General features: G+C 59.3%; 22 protein-coding genes. 13 read left to right on the forward strand and 9 right to left on the reverse strand.

Annotated features, from left to right (window positions below; all coding sequences use genetic code 11):
- The first annotated feature begins 88 nt into the window (after positions 1 to 88).
- Positions 89 to 490, forward strand: a complete 402-nt coding sequence (locus tag CFII64_RS01790) for a DUF2177 family protein (RefSeq protein WP_020289035.1) — start codon at positions 89 to 91, stop codon at positions 488 to 490.
- Positions 491 to 540: 50 nt separating this feature from the next.
- Here CFII64_RS01790 and CFII64_RS01795 read toward each other — a convergent pair whose 3' ends face one another.
- Positions 541 to 921, reverse strand: coding sequence for a hypothetical protein (locus CFII64_RS01795; RefSeq protein WP_020289036.1), 381 nt, complete (start codon positions 919 to 921; stop codon positions 541 to 543).
- A 260-nt stretch (positions 922 to 1,181) separates the two neighbouring features.
- On the opposite strand from CFII64_RS01795, the gene CFII64_RS01800 reads away from it, so the two are divergent.
- The 3 genes from CFII64_RS01800 (at position 1,182) to def (ending at position 3,154) form a co-directional block, all read left to right on the forward strand.
- Entirely contained in the window at positions 1,182 to 1,373 is a 192-nt protein-coding gene (locus CFII64_RS01800; protein WP_020289037.1) for a CsbD family protein, read from the forward strand.
- A 233-nt stretch (positions 1,374 to 1,606) separates the two neighbouring features.
- Positions 1,607 to 2,569, forward strand: a complete 963-nt coding sequence (locus CFII64_RS01805) for a YihY/virulence factor BrkB family protein (RefSeq protein ID WP_020289038.1) — start codon at positions 1,607 to 1,609, stop codon at positions 2,567 to 2,569.
- 45 nt (positions 2,570 to 2,614) lie between these two features.
- Positions 2,615 to 3,154, forward strand: coding sequence for a peptide deformylase (gene def, locus CFII64_RS01810; RefSeq protein ID WP_020289039.1), 540 nt, complete (start codon positions 2,615 to 2,617; stop codon positions 3,152 to 3,154).
- Position 3,155: 1 nt separating this feature from the next.
- On the opposite strand, the gene CFII64_RS01815 is transcribed toward def, so the two are convergent.
- Both CFII64_RS01815 and CFII64_RS01820 read right to left on the reverse strand, forming a co-directional pair.
- Positions 3,156 to 3,983: a class I SAM-dependent methyltransferase gene (locus CFII64_RS01815; RefSeq protein WP_020289040.1), complete on the reverse strand. Its 828-nt coding sequence runs from the start codon at positions 3,981 to 3,983 to the stop codon at positions 3,156 to 3,158.
- Positions 3,984 to 4,257: 274 nt separating this feature from the next.
- Entirely contained in the window at positions 4,258 to 4,671 is a 414-nt protein-coding gene (locus CFII64_RS01820) for a GNAT family N-acetyltransferase (protein ID WP_020289041.1), read from the reverse strand.
- A 332-nt stretch (positions 4,672 to 5,003) separates the two neighbouring features.
- Between CFII64_RS01820 and CFII64_RS01825 the strand changes: the two genes are divergently transcribed.
- From CFII64_RS01825 to CFII64_RS01845, 5 genes are all read left to right on the forward strand, one after another.
- Positions 5,004 to 5,795: a phosphate/phosphite/phosphonate ABC transporter substrate-binding protein gene (locus tag CFII64_RS01825; RefSeq protein WP_020289043.1), complete on the forward strand. Its 792-nt coding sequence runs from the start codon at positions 5,004 to 5,006 to the stop codon at positions 5,793 to 5,795.
- 118 nt (positions 5,796 to 5,913) lie between these two features.
- Positions 5,914 to 6,927: an ABC transporter substrate-binding protein gene (locus CFII64_RS01830; protein WP_020289044.1), complete on the forward strand. Its 1,014-nt coding sequence runs from the start codon at positions 5,914 to 5,916 to the stop codon at positions 6,925 to 6,927.
- Between the two features lie 22 nt (positions 6,928 to 6,949).
- Complete coding sequence (locus CFII64_RS01835) at positions 6,950 to 7,492, forward strand: GNAT family N-acetyltransferase (protein ID WP_020289045.1); 543 nt, start codon at positions 6,950 to 6,952, stop codon at positions 7,490 to 7,492.
- A gap of 94 nt (positions 7,493 to 7,586) precedes the next feature.
- The gene (locus CFII64_RS01840) at positions 7,587 to 8,081 is read left to right on the forward strand and encodes a hypothetical protein (RefSeq protein WP_020289046.1); all 495 of its coding nucleotides are present in this window, start codon (positions 7,587 to 7,589) and stop codon (positions 8,079 to 8,081) included.
- A gap of 30 nt (positions 8,082 to 8,111) precedes the next feature.
- Complete coding sequence (locus tag CFII64_RS01845; RefSeq protein WP_020289047.1) at positions 8,112 to 8,549, forward strand: nucleoside deaminase; 438 nt, start codon at positions 8,112 to 8,114, stop codon at positions 8,547 to 8,549.
- A gap of 107 nt (positions 8,550 to 8,656) precedes the next feature.
- Here the strand turns inward: CFII64_RS01845 and CFII64_RS01850 are convergent, their stop codons facing one another.
- From CFII64_RS01850 to CFII64_RS01865, 4 genes are all read right to left on the reverse strand, one after another.
- Complete coding sequence (locus CFII64_RS01850; protein WP_020289048.1) at positions 8,657 to 9,655, reverse strand: diaminopimelate epimerase; 999 nt, start codon at positions 9,653 to 9,655, stop codon at positions 8,657 to 8,659.
- 70 nt (positions 9,656 to 9,725) lie between these two features.
- Positions 9,726 to 10,331 carry a LysE family translocator gene (locus CFII64_RS01855; RefSeq protein ID WP_020289049.1) on the reverse strand — a complete coding sequence of 202 codons (606 nt, stop codon included), beginning with the start codon at positions 10,329 to 10,331 and terminating at the stop codon, positions 9,726 to 9,728.
- A 50-nt stretch (positions 10,332 to 10,381) separates the two neighbouring features.
- Positions 10,382 to 11,218, reverse strand: coding sequence for an AraC family transcriptional regulator (locus CFII64_RS01860; protein ID WP_020289050.1), 837 nt, complete (start codon positions 11,216 to 11,218; stop codon positions 10,382 to 10,384).
- Positions 11,219 to 11,306: 88 nt separating this feature from the next.
- Entirely contained in the window at positions 11,307 to 12,410 is a 1,104-nt protein-coding gene (locus CFII64_RS01865) for a DNA alkylation repair protein (RefSeq protein WP_020289051.1), read from the reverse strand.
- Positions 12,411 to 12,668: 258 nt separating this feature from the next.
- Here CFII64_RS01865 and CFII64_RS01870 point away from each other — a divergent pair, with 258 nt between their 5' ends.
- Positions 12,669 to 12,995 (forward strand): hypothetical protein, encoded by a 327-nt coding sequence (locus CFII64_RS01870; RefSeq protein WP_020289052.1) that lies wholly within the window; start codon positions 12,669 to 12,671, stop codon positions 12,993 to 12,995.
- Positions 12,996 to 13,018: 23 nt separating this feature from the next.
- The gene (locus tag CFII64_RS01875; RefSeq protein WP_020289053.1) at positions 13,019 to 14,167 is read left to right on the forward strand and encodes a PQQ-dependent sugar dehydrogenase; all 1,149 of its coding nucleotides are present in this window, start codon (positions 13,019 to 13,021) and stop codon (positions 14,165 to 14,167) included.
- Positions 14,168 to 14,439: 272 nt separating this feature from the next.
- On the opposite strand, the gene CFII64_RS01880 is transcribed toward CFII64_RS01875, so the two are convergent.
- Positions 14,440 to 14,745: a PepSY domain-containing protein gene (locus CFII64_RS01880; protein ID WP_020289054.1), complete on the reverse strand. Its 306-nt coding sequence runs from the start codon at positions 14,743 to 14,745 to the stop codon at positions 14,440 to 14,442.
- Positions 14,746 to 14,860: 115 nt separating this feature from the next.
- Positions 14,861 to 15,307, reverse strand: coding sequence for a PACE efflux transporter (locus CFII64_RS01885; protein ID WP_044901108.1), 447 nt, complete (start codon positions 15,305 to 15,307; stop codon positions 14,861 to 14,863).
- 111 nt (positions 15,308 to 15,418) lie between these two features.
- Between CFII64_RS01885 and CFII64_RS01890 the strand changes: the two genes are divergently transcribed.
- Entirely contained in the window at positions 15,419 to 16,303 is an 885-nt protein-coding gene (locus tag CFII64_RS01890) for a LysR substrate-binding domain-containing protein (RefSeq protein WP_020289056.1), read from the forward strand.
- Between the two features lie 188 nt (positions 16,304 to 16,491).
- Positions 16,492 to 17,367, forward strand: coding sequence for an NAD(P)-dependent oxidoreductase (locus tag CFII64_RS01895; protein ID WP_020289057.1), 876 nt, complete (start codon positions 16,492 to 16,494; stop codon positions 17,365 to 17,367).
- Positions 17,368 to 17,480: the final 113 nt, after the last annotated feature.

A 17,480-nucleotide genomic window follows, 5' to 3' on the forward strand; every position in this document is an offset into this window, starting at 1 on the left:
TCACTGCACCGGGACATTGTGTCCGCAATCAGGGTCTGACCTTTTCAGCAGTCCCTGCGCGCAATCGCGTTTAAAAAACGGATGACCCATGAAAAGAAATCTGACGGCTTACCTGAGCACATTGGTGGCGTTCCTGATCCTTGATGGTATCTGGCTCGGTTTGCTGATGGGCCCGACTTACCGCAGCTGGCTCGGTTCGATCATGGTCGACAAGCCTGTGGCGGGGCCGGCGGTGGTGTTTTACCTGTTGTATACGGCGGGGCTGGTGTATTTCGCGGTGCAATCGGCCTTGCGTCGCCACAGCCTGACCCATGCGATCAAGCGCGGCGCGATGCTGGGGTTGGTGGCGTACGGCACGTATGACTTGAGCAACTGGGCCACGTTGCAGGGCTGGCCAGCGCAGATGGCGTTGGTGGATCTGGCGTGGGGAACCGTGGCATCAAGCGTTGCGGCGACGGTCGGTTACCTGGTGGCGAAACGTCTGGCGTAAAGCCGTCGCGCCTGCTCGTAGCCGCAGCGGCAACGAGCAGGCTCGCTACATCAAGGTTGCAGGAACCCGGCAAAGCTCAGGTTCGCGCCGTCCGGGCGCACGTCCTTGAGGAATGAATCCTTGTCGGCGCTCAACTCCAGGCTCACGGTTGATTTGCGTTTGCCTCGGTTGCGCACCACCAGGCCTTCCATGTGGTCGCGCAGAAACACCGTGGTGACCTTCAGATGCAGCAACTGGTCGGTGCTGGGCGTGTGCAGCAGCAGATGAACCCATTCGTATTGACCCACAGCCAGGCGGCCGAGCGGCAGATCGAACCACCAGATGTTCTTGTTGGTGTTCAACGCCGTGAAGTGGGTGTTGTTGGTGCCGAGCACGGCCCCGCCCAGTTCCAGATTGCGGCGTGCGATGGCCTGCTTTTTATCGAGTTTCATAATGTTCCTGTGGATCTGAATAGTCGGCGCACTGACCCGAGTCAGCGCAGCCTGATTGCGTGCCGCATTCTCGGGGGTTGCCGGGCAAACTTAAAGTCAAACTTGCGGCCTGTCCGGAAAAAACACGGCAATTTCCTCATCCTGGCCGGGCTGACCAGCGGCAGCGCAGCGGGTAAAAATAATTGAAACTCTGCGCAAAGGCGGCGGGTCAATCTTTATGTCGAGGTTACGACACCCGAATTTTACTCTGGAGAGTACCTATGAGCAGCACTGGCGATAAAGTTAAAGGCATGGCTAACGAAGCTGTTGGCAACGTCAAGCAAGGTGTTGGTAAAGCTACCGACAACTCCAAACTGCGTGCAGAAGGCAAGGCTCAGGAAATCAAAGGCGAAACCCAACAAGCGGTAGGCAAAGCCAAAGACGCTGTGAAAAAGGGCGTCGACAAGGCATGAAGCTATCGGTCCCGAATCGGTATTCGGGGTTGATACTTAAATAACGGTCATCCTCGGATGGCCGTTATCATGTCCGGCATGGCTGATTTGAAACTTTCCTGTCGGACAGACGGTCAATTAAGCTCTGAAACGCCTGCCAGTGCGGCAGGATTATTGGTCAACGCAGAACTGCCGAATGTGAACTGGTCGTTTCGGCACTCCAGTTTTCAGCACCATTAAGCGAAGGAAACGCCATGATTTTTTCGGAATTGCGCAAACTTTCGCCGTTCAAGGTGATGGTGCGGACCGTCAGCGAGTTCCTCGACGATGAAATGTCGACCTACGCGTCGGCATTGGCGTACCAGATGCTGTTTTCATTATTTCCTTTCCTGTTGTTTCTGATCGCCTTGATCGGCTTCCTGCATCTCCCCGATTTTTTCTCCTGGTTGCGCCTGCAATCGGAGCTGGTTTTGCCGCCCCAGGCGCTGGAACAGGTCAACCCCGTCATCGACCAACTGCAACAGTCCAAGGGCGGTCTGCTGTCCATTGGTATCTTCATCGCGTTGTGGACCGCGTCGGCAGGCGTGCGCCTGATGATGAGCGCCATGAACGCCGCGTATGACGTGGTCGAGGGCCGGCCGGTCTGGAAACGCATTCCGTTGTCAGTGCTCTACACCGTCGGCATTGCCCTGATGTTGCTGGTAGCGGCGGCGCTGATGGTCACCGGCCCACAAGTCATGAACTGGCTGGCCTCGCAGATCGGCATGGAAGACTTCATTGTCACCTTGTGGACGATCCTGCGCTGGCCGCTGATCGTCTTGCTGCTGATGGTGTCAGTGGCACTGATTTATTACGTCATGCCCGACGTAAAACAAGAGTTTCGCTTCATTACGCCCGGTTCTGTGCTTGCGGTGGTGGTGTGGATCATCGCGTCGCTGGGCTTCGGTTATTACGTCAAGACCTTCGCTGACTACAACGCCATGTACGGCAGCATCGGGGCGATCATTGTGCTGTTGCTGTATTTCTATATTTCGGCGGCGGTGCTGTTACTGGGCGCGGAAATGAATGCGGTGGTCGAGCACATGTCCTCCGAAGGCAAGGACGTTGGCGAGAAAGAAGCGGGCGATGGTGGCGTCGCGTCCACCGAGAAGCAGCACGTTTCCGGGCTGGGTCGCGACCATTCGGTGCCGCTGCCCGCCAAGGCCGACGAATCCTGAGCAGAGCTGTGGCAGGATGACGTTTTCGTTGAAGGAGGCCGATGCATGATCCGCGACATTCTCAAAATGGGCGATGAGCGTTTGTTACGCATCGCCCCGGCTGTGCCCGAAGCGATGTTCGGTACTGCTGAGCTCAAGACCCTGATTGCCGACATGTTTGAAACCATGGAAAGCGTCGGCGGCGTAGGACTGGCGGCGCCGCAGATTGGCGTCGACCTGCAGTTGGTGATCTTTGGTTTCGAAAGCAGCGAACGCTACCCGGACGCTGAAGCGGTGCCGCAAACCATCCTGCTCAATCCGCTGATCACACCGTTAAGCCCGGCCCTCGAAGAAGGTTGGGAAGGCTGCCTGTCGGTGCCCGGTCTGCGTGGCGCTGTTGAGCGTTATCAAAGCATTCGCTACGAAGGCTTCGATCCCGAGGGGCAACCCATTCAGCGTATTGCCCACGGCTTTCACGCTCGAGTGGTGCAACACGAGTGCGATCATCTGATCGGCCGCTTGTACCCTTCGCGCATTACCGATTTCAGCAAGTTCGGGTTCATGGACGTGATGTTTCCGGACATGGACCCGAATGCCGATGAATGACTCAGTGACCCGCCGGTTTGATAAAACGTAGCGTCAGCCGGTCGGATTCGCCGATTGCCGCGTACTTGGCGCGGTCCTGATCACCCAGCCGGAAGGTGGGTGGCAAGGTCCAGACGCCTTGGGCGTAATCCTTGGTGTCCTTGGGATTGGCGTTGATTTCACTCTGGCCTGCCAGCTCGAACCCCGCATCCTTCGCCAGTTTCACGATGTAATCCGTCGGCAGGTAACCGCTCTGCTTGATTGCCTCCACGGAAGCCCCGTCCTTGGCGCGGTGATCCACCACCCCCAATGTGCCGCCCGGTTTCAGCACGGCGTAAAAGGCCTTGAACATCGCCGGCGCATCGTCGGCCAGCACCCAGTTATGCACGTTGCGAAAGGTCAATACTGTGTCCGCTGAGGCCGGTTTGCCGAACGTCGGAGTTTGCGGGTCGTAGTCGATGACCTGCGCTTTGCCGTAATGGAGCGGATCAGCAGCGAATTTCTGTTGCAGGCTGTCGGCGGCCTTGCGTGCGTAATCACTGGCTGCCGGATCGACCACCGCGGCGATGTACTGGCCGCGATCCTTGAGCAGCGGCGCCAGCAGTTCGCTGTACCAACCGTTGCCGGGGGTGATTTCGATCAGGGTTTGCTCGGGCCGCAAGCCGAAGAACTGCAGGGTTTGCTGCGGATGACGATAGCCATCACGCGCGCTGTTTTGCGGGGCCCGCCAGTCGCCTTTCAACACCTCGGCGAATTGAGCGTCGGTGACAGTAGAAACGGGCGCGGCAGCCATAGCCAGCGGAGTGGCCAACACACCGAGTAAAGAACAGGCGATAAGCGCAGATTTCATGGTCCGTCCTTGAGGCTTGAAAAGGTCAGGCCGCAGGCTAGCACGGGGTTTTGCGGGGCGGATCACACATTTTGTGCAGTGGTTAGTGCTGGATGATCTATGGGCGAAGGGACCTGCCGTAGGAGCGAATTTATTCGCGAGGTGGTCGCACAGATTCGCCTTGATCCCGTTGGAGCGAGGCTTGCCCGCGAATCGATCTTTCAGGCGCCGAAGAAGGGCTGGACGTTCCGGCCCCTTCGCGGGCAAGCCTCGCTCCAACAGAGCTGGGTAGCATTCAATCACCCACCCGCACCAACGCCACCAATGTTTTGTTGCGCCCATAACGCATCAGTTTCTCGCCCAGCGATTGGGGTAGCGCGCCCGCCGGGGTAAATCCAGACGCCTCGTAGAACCCCTGCAAATCCGGATGGCAAAACAGCCAGACCGGTTCGGTCAACGAACCGGTGGCATGAGCCATCAACTGTCTGGCGACTCCCTGGCTGCGCCATTGCGGCGCGACGAACAGCCCGGTCAGCCAATACCCTCCGGCAACGGGTGTCATGGACAGCGCGCCGATGATCTCCTGTTTTCTGGCCACCCACGCCCGCGCCGCGCTGGACGCGCGCATGTTCGAGCGGTGTTCGCGATAGAACTTGTCCAGCAATGGCAGGCAGTCGGGTGGCAGGATCGAAAACTCAATGTCGGGCATGGCGATGCGTGGGCTCCACAGGTAATCGCACGATGGCTTGGCGGCGCATGATACAGCGGCGTAAACGGCGCGGCGCGTGCGGCATAGGTGTATAACTGAGATCAGATCCTTCATCTGGAGCACGCATCATGAGCAAAGGCATGGATTCAAAGAAAGCCGCGAAGAAAAAACCGACCAAGACCCTCGATGAAAAGCGCGCCGACAAAAAAGCCAAGAAATCCGATACCGGGTTGTTCGGTCACTGATCTATCAGCGTTGCAAACAATGGAGCCTATGCAGGCTCCATTTTTTTGATCTATTGTTGGCCGCTCACGCCTTCGCCGAGTCCGCGCATGATCCAGGGTTTCGCCCAGTTATCGATGTACACCGCGCCCGTTCGCGTCCAGCAGGCCAGTGAAACCTGGCTGGCGCGCATCGTTCAGTTGCTGAGGGCTGAACGTCTGTCAGGCGAGCTTGAATTGCCGCAACTGTGGCTATCGCCGCAACTGCTGCTGGCCCAGACCTGCGGTTATCCGTTGATGACTCTGTTGCGCGACAAGGTGCGGCTGATCGGCCGGCCGGTCTATGAATTGCCCCACAGCGCCGACGGCAACCACTGCAGCCTGTTGCTGGTGCGCGCCGACGATCCGCGCACCCGGCTGACAGAGTTTCGCGACAGCCACGGCCTGATCAACAGCGAAGACTCCAACTCCGGCATGAACCTGTTGCGGCACCAGATTGCGCCCTTACAGCGGGACGGCCGCTTCTTCGGGCGCATTTCTGCCACCGGCGGCCATCGCAACAGTTTGCGTTGGCTCAAAGAGGGGCGCGGCGACCTCGCCGCCATCGACAGCGTGACCCATGACTATCTGGCCCGGGACTCCAGCGAAGAGCTCGCCGGCCTGCGGATTCTGGCCCGCAGCGCCATCAGCCCATGCCTGCCTTACATCACCGCCTTGGGTGTGAATGCTGAGCAGGCGGAGCAGATTCGTGCAGCGATGAATCAGGCGTTGCTGGATTTACCCGAGGTTGCCCAGGTGTTGGCGATTGGTGAAGTGCTGAGCGCCAGCGCGGCGGATTACCAGGTTTTGCTCGACTACGAGCGTCAGGCCCGTGACGCGGGTTTGCCATGGCTGCGCCCCTGATCGTTTCGCCGCACAACTAATCTGTAATCGGCGCTGTCGATACCTTTACCAACACAACCTGACTGACTTTCGGGCGAGCTGATCACGGCATCCCATAACCCGCCACCTAGAGGTGATCATGACATCTATTAAAACCCTGCTGGGCTGCTCGCTATTGGCGCTGGGCCTGCTCGCTCAACCCGCATCTGCGGCGGACAAAACCGCAACGATCCATTTCGGTGATCTCACCTGGGAAAGTGGCAGCCTGATTACCCAGGTGCTGCGCACCATCGTGGAAAAAGGCTACGGCTATCCCACTGATACGCTGCCGGGCAGCACTGTGAGTCTGGAGGCCGCACTGGCCAAAAATGACGTCCAGGTCGTCGGCGAAGAATGGGCCGGGCGCAGTCCTGCGTGGGTCAAGGCCGAAGCCGAAGGCAAGGTGTTCGGCCTGGGCAATATCGTCAAAGGCGCTACCGAAGGTTGGTGGGTGCCGGAGTTCGTGATCAAGGGTGATCCCGCCAAAGGCATCAAACCGTTGGCGCCGGACCTCAAGTCAGTGGCTGACCTGCCGCGTTACAAAGACGTGTTCAAAGACCCCGAACAGCCGGACAAAGGTCGTTTTCTCAACAGCCCTACCGGCTGGACTTCCGAGATCGTCAACACCCAGAAGCTCAAGGCCTACGGCCTGAACGACACGTTCGTCAATTTCCGCACCGGCTCCGGCGCGGCACTGGATGCCGAGATCAGTTCGTCGATTCATCGTGGCAAGCCGGTGTTGTTCTATTACTGGTCGCCAACCCCGCTGCTGGGTCGCTTCAAGCTGATCAAACTCGAAGAACCGCCGTTTGACGCCGAAGCCTGGAAAACCCTGGCCGACGCCAGCAATCCAAACCCCAAGGGCACCCGTTCGCTGGAACCGCACCTGAGCATCGGCGTGTCGGCCGAGTTCCACAAGCAGTACCCGGAGCTGGTGGCATTTTTCGAGAAAGTTGATCTGCCCATCGATTTGCTTAACCAGACGCTGGGCCAGATGAGCGAAAAACGCCTTGAGCCCAAGGCCGTGGCGCAGGCGTTCCTCAAGGAGCATCCCGAAGTCTGGAAGGCCTGGGTGCCGGCAGATGTGGCCACTAAAGTCAGCAGCAGTCTTTAACCGCAGAGGATAAGTGCCACTCATGAGCGAACCGCGCGTCATTCTGCACACCGAGCGACTGACGCTGCGCGAGCTGAGTCTCGCCGATATTCCTGCGCTGGCGGCGATTCTTGGCGATCCCGAGGTGATGCGCTTTTCAGTGCGCGGGCCGCTGAGCGAGCAGGCCACGACCGAGTTCATCGAGTGGTCGATGCGTTGCTACGTGGCGGATGGTTTCGGGCCTTGGGCCGTGATCGAGGTATCAAGCGGGCTGCTTGCCGGGTTTTGCGCCCTCAATCGCGAAGAAGTGGATCGCGCCGACGAAGTGGAAATCGGCTATCGCCTTGCTCCGGCGTTCTGGGGGCGCGGGCTGGGCACCGAAGCTGCCATGGCGACCCTGGCTCACGGGTTTGAAAACCTGAGGCTGGATTCGATCATTGCCATCGTCCAGCCTGCCAATGTCGCGTCGGTGCGCGTCATCAATAAAGTCGGTTTCAGTGATTTCGTCTACAGCCAGTACCATCGCCTGGGCGTCAGGATTTACCGCATGACGCTCAAACAATGGCTAGCCCGGCGTTCCTGTTAGCGTCACCAAGAGGTTCGGTTACGACCGCCGGGCTGTTAAAGACCGCTTCGACTGCTAAGTTCACAGCGTGCAAGGATTTTCACCGGGAGGCCCCATGACGTTTCGCAGCTCGCTCGCTGCCTTGAACATGCTGTTCGCGCTGCTGGCGTTCGTACTTCCTGACGTATCGCGCGACGCGAGCGCCTCGGAAGTGGATGACAGCGCGCAGGCGTTTGTGCAGGATCGACATCTGGGCGACAGTCTGGGTTGGCTGGGGTATCAAGTGGCTTCGCGCACGGCAACCTTCGCCAGCATTGTCGAGGCCATCGGCAAGACCCAGGCGCAGGCGCTGGTCAAAGGTGAGCTGGAACGCCTGCAACCCGAATATCAAGCGCAATGGGATCGCAACCTGGCCGCTGCTTACGCGCAGTTTTTTACTGCCGAAGAACTGCGCGGCCTGAACTCCGGGGATGGCGCGCAGATGTACGCCAACAAGCTGCGGGCCAAGCAGAACGATGTCGGCATGGACATGAAGGCGCGTTCGGCAGAACTGCTCAAGACCTTTGTCGACCGCGCACTCGATAACGCCCAGCAGACCCTTGAACACTGACTTTTTCATTATTCGCGATGAGGTAAAACCATGGACCCATTCATGCAGGCGGCAATCGACGAAGCGCAACTCGGTCTGGCCGAGGGCGGCATTCCCATCGGTTCGGTGATCGTCCATGACGGCAAGATCATCGGCCGCGGCCACAATCGTCGGGTGCAGGAAGGCAGCGCGATCAAGCACGGTGAAATGGACGCCCTGGAAAACGCCGGCCGCCTGCCCGCACGAACTTATCGCGAGGCAGTGCTCTACACCACCCTGTCGCCTTGCGCGATGTGCAGCGGCGCGATCCTGCTCTATGGCATCCGCAAAGTCATCGTCGGCGAAAACGAGACCTTCATGGGCGAAGAAGAGCTGCTGCGCTCGCGCGGAGTAGAAGTGGATGTCATCCATAACCAGGCCTGCGTGCAAATGATGAAAGGCTTCATTGCGGCCAAGCCTGAATTGTGGAATGAAGATATCGGCGAGTGACACGGTTCACTTAGGACCGTTGGAGCCTTGGTGTAGGACCGGCTTTAGCCGGGAGGGCAATTGAGGTTCTCGCGACTAAAGTCGCTCCTACGGTCGCTCCAACGGTGTCAGGTGCGCCGCGCCACCCCGAACAACGCAACCTCCTGCAATTCCCCACCGCTCTCAACCAGACGCACTGGAGCCGTGCCGCCGGGCATTTCGATTTCGATCAGCCCGGCGCTGACCTGTCCGGCGTGCCAGGCTGCGCAGGCAACCGCGCTGGCGCTGGTTCCCGACGACGCGGTCGGGCCTTCTCCACGTTCGAAGACCCTGGCGACAATGCGACTCGGCGACGCGACACACGCCCATTGCAGGTTCACGCCCGCAGGGCACGGCTCGCCAGTGCCCAGATCACCTTCGGCAAAGGCAATGCGGGTCAACGCGCTGCTCAGCGGCGGCTCATGCAGCGCTTGAAATGCGGGCAACTGCGTGTTGTCCCTGACCAGCGTGACGCAATGCGGATTGCCGATCCTGACAAACACGCTGTGATCCCAATCCGGTTCGAGGCGAGACAGCGCGTTGACCCGGCTGAGCGCGCGGCCAGCGAGGGAAATCTCGCCCAGACCCTTCGCCTGCGCGCCGACCGCAGCCGGGCCAAACGCCGGTTTACCCAGCTCCAGCCAAAAACCGGCCTGGCCTTGCAGGGTCGCAGGTTCTATCCAGGTCGAAACGGGTGAGGCTGAATCGTGTTTGTCGTGATGCACTTTCAGCTCGAAACGCCCTTGAGCGCCGACGTGGCCCGTTTCGGTCAGCGCCTGGGCAAAAATCGTCAGGCCGTTGCCGCTGCGTTCGGCCAAGGTGCCGTCGGTGTTGACGATCAGCACGTCAAAAGGCGCGTGCTGTTGAAAGGGGCCGATCAACAGGCCATCGCAGCGATGCGCCTTGGCATCGGCCGGACGTGTGCCCGGCGGCCAGTCACAGAGCGCACGTATGGCGTCTTTCGCCCAGGTTTCGCGGTCGGCGCTCGCTTGCGCAGCCGTGCGCGCAACGGCGATGCCCAAGTCACGCAAGGCGTCGGGTGTGCTGACGGCGTAGATATTGGCGCGTGCATCGTAAAAGCGGGTCATGGGGCGTCCAGGCGGGTTCGGCTATGAAGAGTCCAAAAGGCTTTTTAACCTGTCGAATGCCTGTCTGTCATCAAACCACCAAGGTCAGCCAGGTCGAAACCAGCAGCAACACGGCCATGCTGCGATTGAAACGCTGCATGCTTTGCGATGATCGGCAAAACTTGGCGGCGCTGACCCCAAGCCACGCCCAGGCACTCATGCAAGGGATAGCGACCAGGAAAAACGCAAGGGATAAATACACCACTTTCAGGCTGCGGTCGGCTTCGTTGCCAGCGAAGACGCTGACCACTGCCAACGCCATCATCCAGGTTTTGGGGTTGACCAGCTGCAGACTCGCCGCGCCAAACAAACCCAGACGCGGGCCTTGAGCGCTGGACAGGGCGGGATCGATCACCTGCGCCGGGGCGCTGAACAGCTGCCAGGCCATCCAGCTCAGCCACGCGATGCCGATCCACGACATGACGCTCTGCACAACAAGATGGCGGGCGAGAAAATCCCCCACACCGGTGCCCACCAGCAGCACCAGCCCGGCCGCGCCCGCGCAGGCGCCCAGCACGATGGGCGCGGTGGCGCTCAAGCCGTGACGCGAGCTGTTGGTCAGCACCAGAATGTTGGTCGGGCCGGGGGTAATCGAAGCAACGAACGCGAACAGCAGGAAGGGCAGTAACTGGTCCATGACACACTCGAATGATTGATCGTCAGTCGATCATCCGGCCCGCCGGTGCCTCAGTCTGGAAGATTTGAGCAACGCTTGCGGTAGTCCGCTGGCGTCATCCGGTACGCGCGTTGAAACCAGCGCCCCAGATGGCTCTGATCAGCGAAACCCAAAGCCGCTGCGACCTGGGCCGCCGATTCGCCACTGGCCAGCAGGCGTCGCGCCTTGGCCAGCCTTAGCTGGATCAAATAGGCATGCGGCGCCATTCCGAACGCGGACTTGAACGCGCGAGTCAGGCGAAAACGATCCACGCCCGTCACCCGCGCCAGATCGTCCAGGCCGATGTCCTGCGCCATGTGACTGTGCAGAAAATCCCGGGCATTGAGCGCCACCAGCGGCAGGCGTGGGTCCGGGGTAATCAAGGTTCGCCAGCGCAGGTGGCGGGTGAGATTGCCCAGCAGGTCATCCAGCGCAGTCTGGCGCACGATGCGCATTTCCTGATGGTGCAGGGTGCGAAACGCGTTGGCGGTGGCGCGGGCCAGGCGCGGATCGTCGGCCAGAGTTTCGGCAAAACTCAGCTGACAATCGGCCGGAGCGTGCTCGAACAGCGAACGCAGTTCGCGGTCCAGCCATTTAGGGTCCAGATACAGGGTTTGATAGGTGAAGCCTTCCGGCGCGGGCGCGTCACCGTCGTGAATCTCCCCCGGCTCCAGCAGGAATACCCGGCCCGGCGTACTCAGATGTCGCTCGCGGCGACAATTGAACTGCTGGACGCCTTGCTCCGTTACCCCCACCAGATAGCTGTCGTGCCAATGCGGGTCATAAGCGTGGCCTTCAAAATGCGCACGAATCGTCTCGATGCCGGACTCATTGTCCTGCTTGAGGTCGATCCAGTTGGCGGTGCCCATGGCGTTCCTCCGAAACAGTGCCTGGCTGCGACAGTGTCATCCAGCGATGGAGAAAAAGCTGGAAGATTTGTGCAGCGCTCCAGGCCAATCAGTCAATGAGATCGAAAAAAGTTCGGCCCAGGCACTCGCCATTGATCAGGATATCCAGCTCATGCTTGCCCGCATAATGCGCGCGGGTCGTGAAATTGCGGATCTGCTGCTCGCGGCTGACCATAACCGACTCACCGGGTGCCAGGTTCAGGGTCTTGAGTTTGAACACCTTGGCCGAGGTACCGCCCGCTTTCTTCACGTAATGCAGGGCGTAATCGATGATCAGGCGCTGGCTGTGCCCGGCCGTGGACGTCAGGCGAAACGACAGGTTGATGCGTCCGCCCAGACGCACCTGTTCGGGGCTGACGCTCAGCGCTTCGATACGCACCTGGGCTGCATGGCCGGCACCCATGATGGTCAGGGCGCGGCGGTCGCCTTTCTTGATCAGCGAGCGCAAGGCATGCCGGGCAATCCATGCGGTATGAGGGTTTTCCAGCGACCAGCCTTCAATCTGATCCAGCACCCAGTCAGGGTTATCCTTGGTGATGTCATTGAAGTGATTGGCCACTGATTTGCGCACGTACAGGCTGCTGTCAGCCTTGAGCGCGTCGAGAATCGGCAATACCGGCGACGGATCGCGCATCAGCGTTTCGATACGAAATGACCAGGGCAGCCGCGGCCGACTGCCTTCGCTCGCCAGACGCCTGATGTGCTCGTTGTCGTCCTGTGCCCACTCCTGCATCAGGTGCAGCGCCCGCTCGAAGTCCAGGCGCAGAAAATGGCGCACGGCGAACTCCGACGAGCCGAACGAGGTGAAGTATTTCAGCGCCTGCATGGATCGCTCGAAATCATGCTGACCATAGAGCGCCACGTATTCAGGCAGTACCAGGGTGACAAAACCGCTGTTCAGGCGTGGGGCGAGTTTGTAGAGGATGTCCAGCGTGGCAACGTAATCCTCCGGCAGACAGGCATGCAGCCCTCGGCTGACGCGGTTCAGGCGCTGCATGAGCGACAGATCGTCCAGATCCTCGCTGACATGGGCCAGAAACGCCGGGATGTCGAATGCCGGGTAAACCGCTGCGGTCTGTTCGGCAATGTGCTGCAGGCGTGCCCGGTTGAAGATTTCCTTCAAGGCCGGTGCGGCCTGGGTGACTTCGGTCATGTCGTGTGGGTCTCTGGCGCAAGTATGAAATGAGATTTCGTAAAGCAATCGCCGGGTCTGCGGGACTGCCGCCTTCGGGGACAAGTCCCCTCCTACAATGAGATTCGGTGAAAACCCCAGCCCGTTTATCCATCCTGACCATCCTTGTTACAAACCTGATGCCGCAATCGTTGCTCATCAAGGGCCCAGCGCCGAACCTAGGTGGGCAACCGCCATCAAAGGCCTGAGACCTCAGCGTTTCTGAACAGAAGGTAACTGATGAACATTTTCTTGCGTAGCGTTGCGATTCCCTTGCTCGGCGGCCTGATGATGGCTGGCCTTGCCAGTGTTTCCCAGGCGCAGACCTTGCCCAACAGCACGCTGAATAACAGCAATCCCCACAACAGCCCCATCCATCGGGCGAATCCGAACAGCCGCCAGGGCACCGAATCGAGTGTTCCACCGTTGCGGGGACCGAACACCGTGCCCAATCCGCGTCCGCCCACCCTCGAGAATGGCGGCATCGGCAACGGCTATCCGACCCGACAACAGCCTGCCCGACCTTCGCCCAACGACACTCAACGTCAGCGCAACACTAACGACTGATCCCTCTGCATAAGGAATTGTTCATGTTCCGCAAAACCTTGATTGCAACGCTGTGTACCACAGCATTATTGACTGTACCGCTGACCACTTATGCGGCGGATATCCAGGAATTCAAAAGCGAGCAGGGCAGCGTCACTGTCGAGCAAGTGACCCAAGGCCTGGAGCACCCATGGGCGCTGGCGTTTCTGCCGGACAAGCAAGGCATGCTGGTGACCGAGCGCCCCGGCAATCTGCGGGTAGTGGCGGCAGATGGCAAGCTGTCGAAACCGATTTCCGGTGTACCGCAGGTTTGGGCCAGCGGGCAGGGCGGTCTTCTCGACGTGGTGCTTTCTCCGGACTTTGCCAATGACCGTCTGGTTTACCTGACGTATGCCGAAGTGGGCAAGGACGGTAAAGCCGGCACTGCCGCCGGACGCGGTCGTTTGTCTGCCGACATGAGCAAACTGGAAAACTTCACGGTGATTTTCCGCCAGCAACCGAAGTTATCCGTGGGCAATCACTTCGGTTCGAGAATGGTCTTTGATCGTGATGGATACCTGTTCATCGCGCTGGGTGAAAACAACAATCGCCCGACTTCGCAGGATCTCGACAAGTTGCAAGGCAAAGTCGTGCGCCTCTTCCCGGACGGCAAGGTGCCGCCTGACAATCCCTTTGTCGGCCAGAAAAATGTCCGTCCCGAGATCTGGTCCTACGGGCATCGCAACCAACAGGGTGCGACGCTCAACCCATGGACCGGCACGCTGTGGACTAACGAACACGGGCCGCGCGGCGGCGATGAGGTGAACATTGTCGAACGCGGCGGCAATTATGGCTGGCCACTGGCGACTGACGGGATTAACTACTCCGGCGAGCCTATTCCTGAAGCGAAAGGCAAAGTCGTCGAAGGTACGATCCGGCCATTCCATGTCTGGGAAAAATCCCCGGCCATCAGCGGCATGACCTTTTACGATGCGTCGCGCTTCAAGGCCTGGGACCACAACCTGTTCATTGGCGCACTGGCGTCGCAAGAATTGATTCGTTTGCAATTTGACGGCGACAAGATCGTCCACGAAGAACGACTGCTGGGCGATCTGAAACAGCGTATTCGAGACGTACGCCAAGGCCCGGATGGGTATCTTTATGTGCTGACCGATGAGGATAACGGGCAGTTATTGAAGGTGGGGTTGAAGTAACGTTTATTGCAGAATCCGTAGGACCGGCTTCAGCCGGGAGGGCCAGAGTTTTGACAACGCATCTTCTGCGTTTGTACTGGCGTCCTCCCGGCTAAAGCCAGTCCTACGTAGTTCATTGCGGGCAGTTATTGAAGGTTGGGTTGAAGTAACGCCAAATGCAAAATCCGTAGGACCGGCTTCAGCCGGGAGGGCCAGAGTTATAACAACGCATCTGCTGCGTAGTTACCGGCGTCCTCCCGGCTAAAGCCAGTCCTACGTAGTGCATTGCTGCATTACTTATCTTGCAGATCTTTCAACACCTCACCGGTTTTGGCGTCCAGGTCGACATCCCATTCCACGTTTTTCGCGTCGCGCAGTTCAACCTGGTAAACATAACGCCCGGCATGGTTTTCCAGCTCGGTATCATGAATGGTGAAGCCGGAGTGCTTGTCCGACGCCAGTTTATTCAGGTTATCAAAATCCATGAAGGTACCGGCTTTATACAGGCGTACCACTTCATCAGGGCGGATATCAGCTTGGGCAACACCCGCAGCAGCGGTAAGGGCAAGGGCAGTAAACAGAGCAGGTAAAGTTTTCATCGGGTCTTCCTTCTGGTTTTATCTGATGCAATAGATTCATCAGCAGCTGGAACGTTCAGCTGTCTGGTTGAAGCCAGATTAACCCGCCAGACTTAATTCACCCTTAATTCTGTGTTCACACTGAACATTTAGACGGCAGCGGTTGTTTCGCCGACTCTGGAACATCGAAAACCCGATCAAATACCCACTGAAATACCAGCGCGTAAAAAAAGAAGAATACAAATAACCCCAGATTGGTCGCCAGCGCCTGCCACCAGGAAATCGTCAGCCACCAGGCAATCAGCGGCAACAGCAGCAACGTCAGGCCGCCTTCGAATCCCAGCGAATGCAGCAAGCGCCGTTGCCAGGTTCTGCTGCGCTGGGCCTGCCGCGCTTCCCAATACTCAAAACCGTAATTGAAGAGCATGTTCCACAGCAAAGCCGAGGCCGAAAGCATCACCGACAATGCGCCGGAATAGGCCAGGCTCTCGTCATACAGCCATGACAATGCTGGGGATAGCACGCCGATGGCGATCAGTTCGTATAGCGTTGCCTGCACAATCTTTCGGGTCGGGCCTTGCATGGTGCTCTCCAGGTTCATTTCGACAAGCCATCCTGCCTCCGGGCCGAAGCTGGGGAAAATGAGATAAATTAAAGCCCGATCAATTCAATTGACGTCACGGCGGGGTCGCCTTTGTTTTCGACAATCCCGTTAACCGCGTTACGCACTTTTGAGGCGGCTGCGCGATCAGGCAGTTTCAAGGCGGCGGCCGAGGAGCTTTTCGTCACGCCCGCGGCGGTCTCTTATCAGGTCAAGGCGCTGGAGTCCTGGGTGGGCGCGTTGCTGTTCGAGCGTACCGGCAGAGGCGTGCAGTTGACGCCCGAAGGTGAACGTCTCTACCGCGACGCCCATCGTGCGCTGCTGGACATCCGCGATAGCCTGGCCGGGTTTCGTCCGCAGCCGGACATGCACACGCTGGTGCTCTCGACCACGCCCGCACTGGCAGCGGCATGGCTGATCCCCAGACTTGGCGATTTCTATCGCGCCTGGCCACATATCAATGTGCGGGTTGAGACCAGCAACGACCTTGTGGATCTGCTGCGTGATTCGAGTATCGACCTGGCGATTCGGACGTCATCACGCGATGATCCGGGACTGATCAGCCAGCCGTTGATGGATGAGCGTTTTGGCGCTTACGTCGCGCCTGGCTACGTTGAGCCAACGGCGCAGACTCGAGTCGAGCTGATCAACCTGCGCTGGCAGATACCCGGTGGTTTCAGGGTGGATTGGCCAAGCTGGTGCGCGGCTGCGGGGCATGCCGACTGGCTGACTCACGCGGTGCTGCGTGAATACGACGACGAGCATTTCGCCCTGAATGCCGCCATCGCCGGTCATGGCTTGGTGCTGGCCAGCAATGTGCTGGTGGCGGACAGCCTGGCCAAAGGGCTGCTCGTCGCTTATCGGCCTGACATCAGCCTGCCTGGGCCGAGCTACATAGCCGTCTGCGCTCCCGGCCGCGAGCGCCAGTCCCCGGTTCGCGAGTTTCTGGGGTGGCTCAACCAGCAAATACTCAACTGATTGGCTGCACGCCCGAGTCTAAATCCGACGCAAGACCATCAAGGGATTTCACTGTGCACAGGATCCTACGGGATGAACCATTCAACTCAGCGACTTATGTTGGTAGTCGTCCAGACCAACATCTATTCTTTTCAGTCCGGCAAAAGCGCACGCTAGGCCACTTGATTTGACCTGGAGAGAGCACGTTCATGAAAATCGGTTTCGTAGGACTCGGCAACATGGGGCAGGCCATGGCGACCAATCTATTGAAAGGCGGCCATGAAGTCTGGGTCTGGAATCGCTCGCCCGAGCCCGTGCAGGCGATGGTTGCGCTGGGTGCCAAGGCCGCTGCCGATCCGGCCCAGGCTTTTGGCAATGACGTGGTGTTCAGCATGTTGGCCGATGATCGCGCACTGCGTGAAGTTCTGCTCGAATCCGGCCTGCTCGACACCCTCAAGGCGCCGCTGATTCACATCAACATGGCGACTATTGCCGTCGCTTTCGCCGAGGAACTGTCGGCTCTGCACGCTGAGCGTGGCGTTGCTTACATCGCAGCCCCGGTCATGGGCCGTCCGGACGTCGCCACCGCTGGCGCGCTGAATATTCTGGCAGCTGGCCCCGGCGCGGCAATCAAGACCGTGCAACCGCTGTTCAACTTGATCGGCAAGAAAACCTGGCCTCTGGGCGAGCAGGCATCACGTGCCAACGTGCTGAAACTGGCGGTCAATTTCATGCTCGCGTCCGCCATCGAAACCATGGGTGAAGCGGCGGTGCTGGTGGATGCCTACGGGATCGAGCCTGGGACACTGATCGAGCTGATTTCCGGCAGTATCTTCCCCGGTCCGGTCTATCAAGGCTATGGCGGCATGATTGCTGAGCGTCGTTATGAACCGGCCTTGTTCAAGGCTTCGCTGGGGCTCAAGGACATCAGCCTGGCATTGGCGGCCGCCGAGCACGTGGCGGTGCCGTTGCCGGTAGCCAACGTGGTGTATGGCAGCCTGCTCGATGCCCAGGCCAATGATGAGGGTCACATGGATCTGGCGGTCCTGGGTCAGGTGGCCGAACGCCGCGCCGGACGCAACTGAGTCCGGCTCAGGACGGCAATAGCCACCACTGGGCTCAAGCGCGGTGCAGTGACAAACTCATCGCGCGCGAGTTTGCTATTCTTCGCGCCCTGCGACCTGATGTCGCCCCCTTG

This window comes from Pseudomonas sp. CFII64 (assembly GCF_000416235.1).
Lineage (GTDB): Bacteria > Pseudomonadota > Gammaproteobacteria > Pseudomonadales > Pseudomonadaceae > Aquipseudomonas.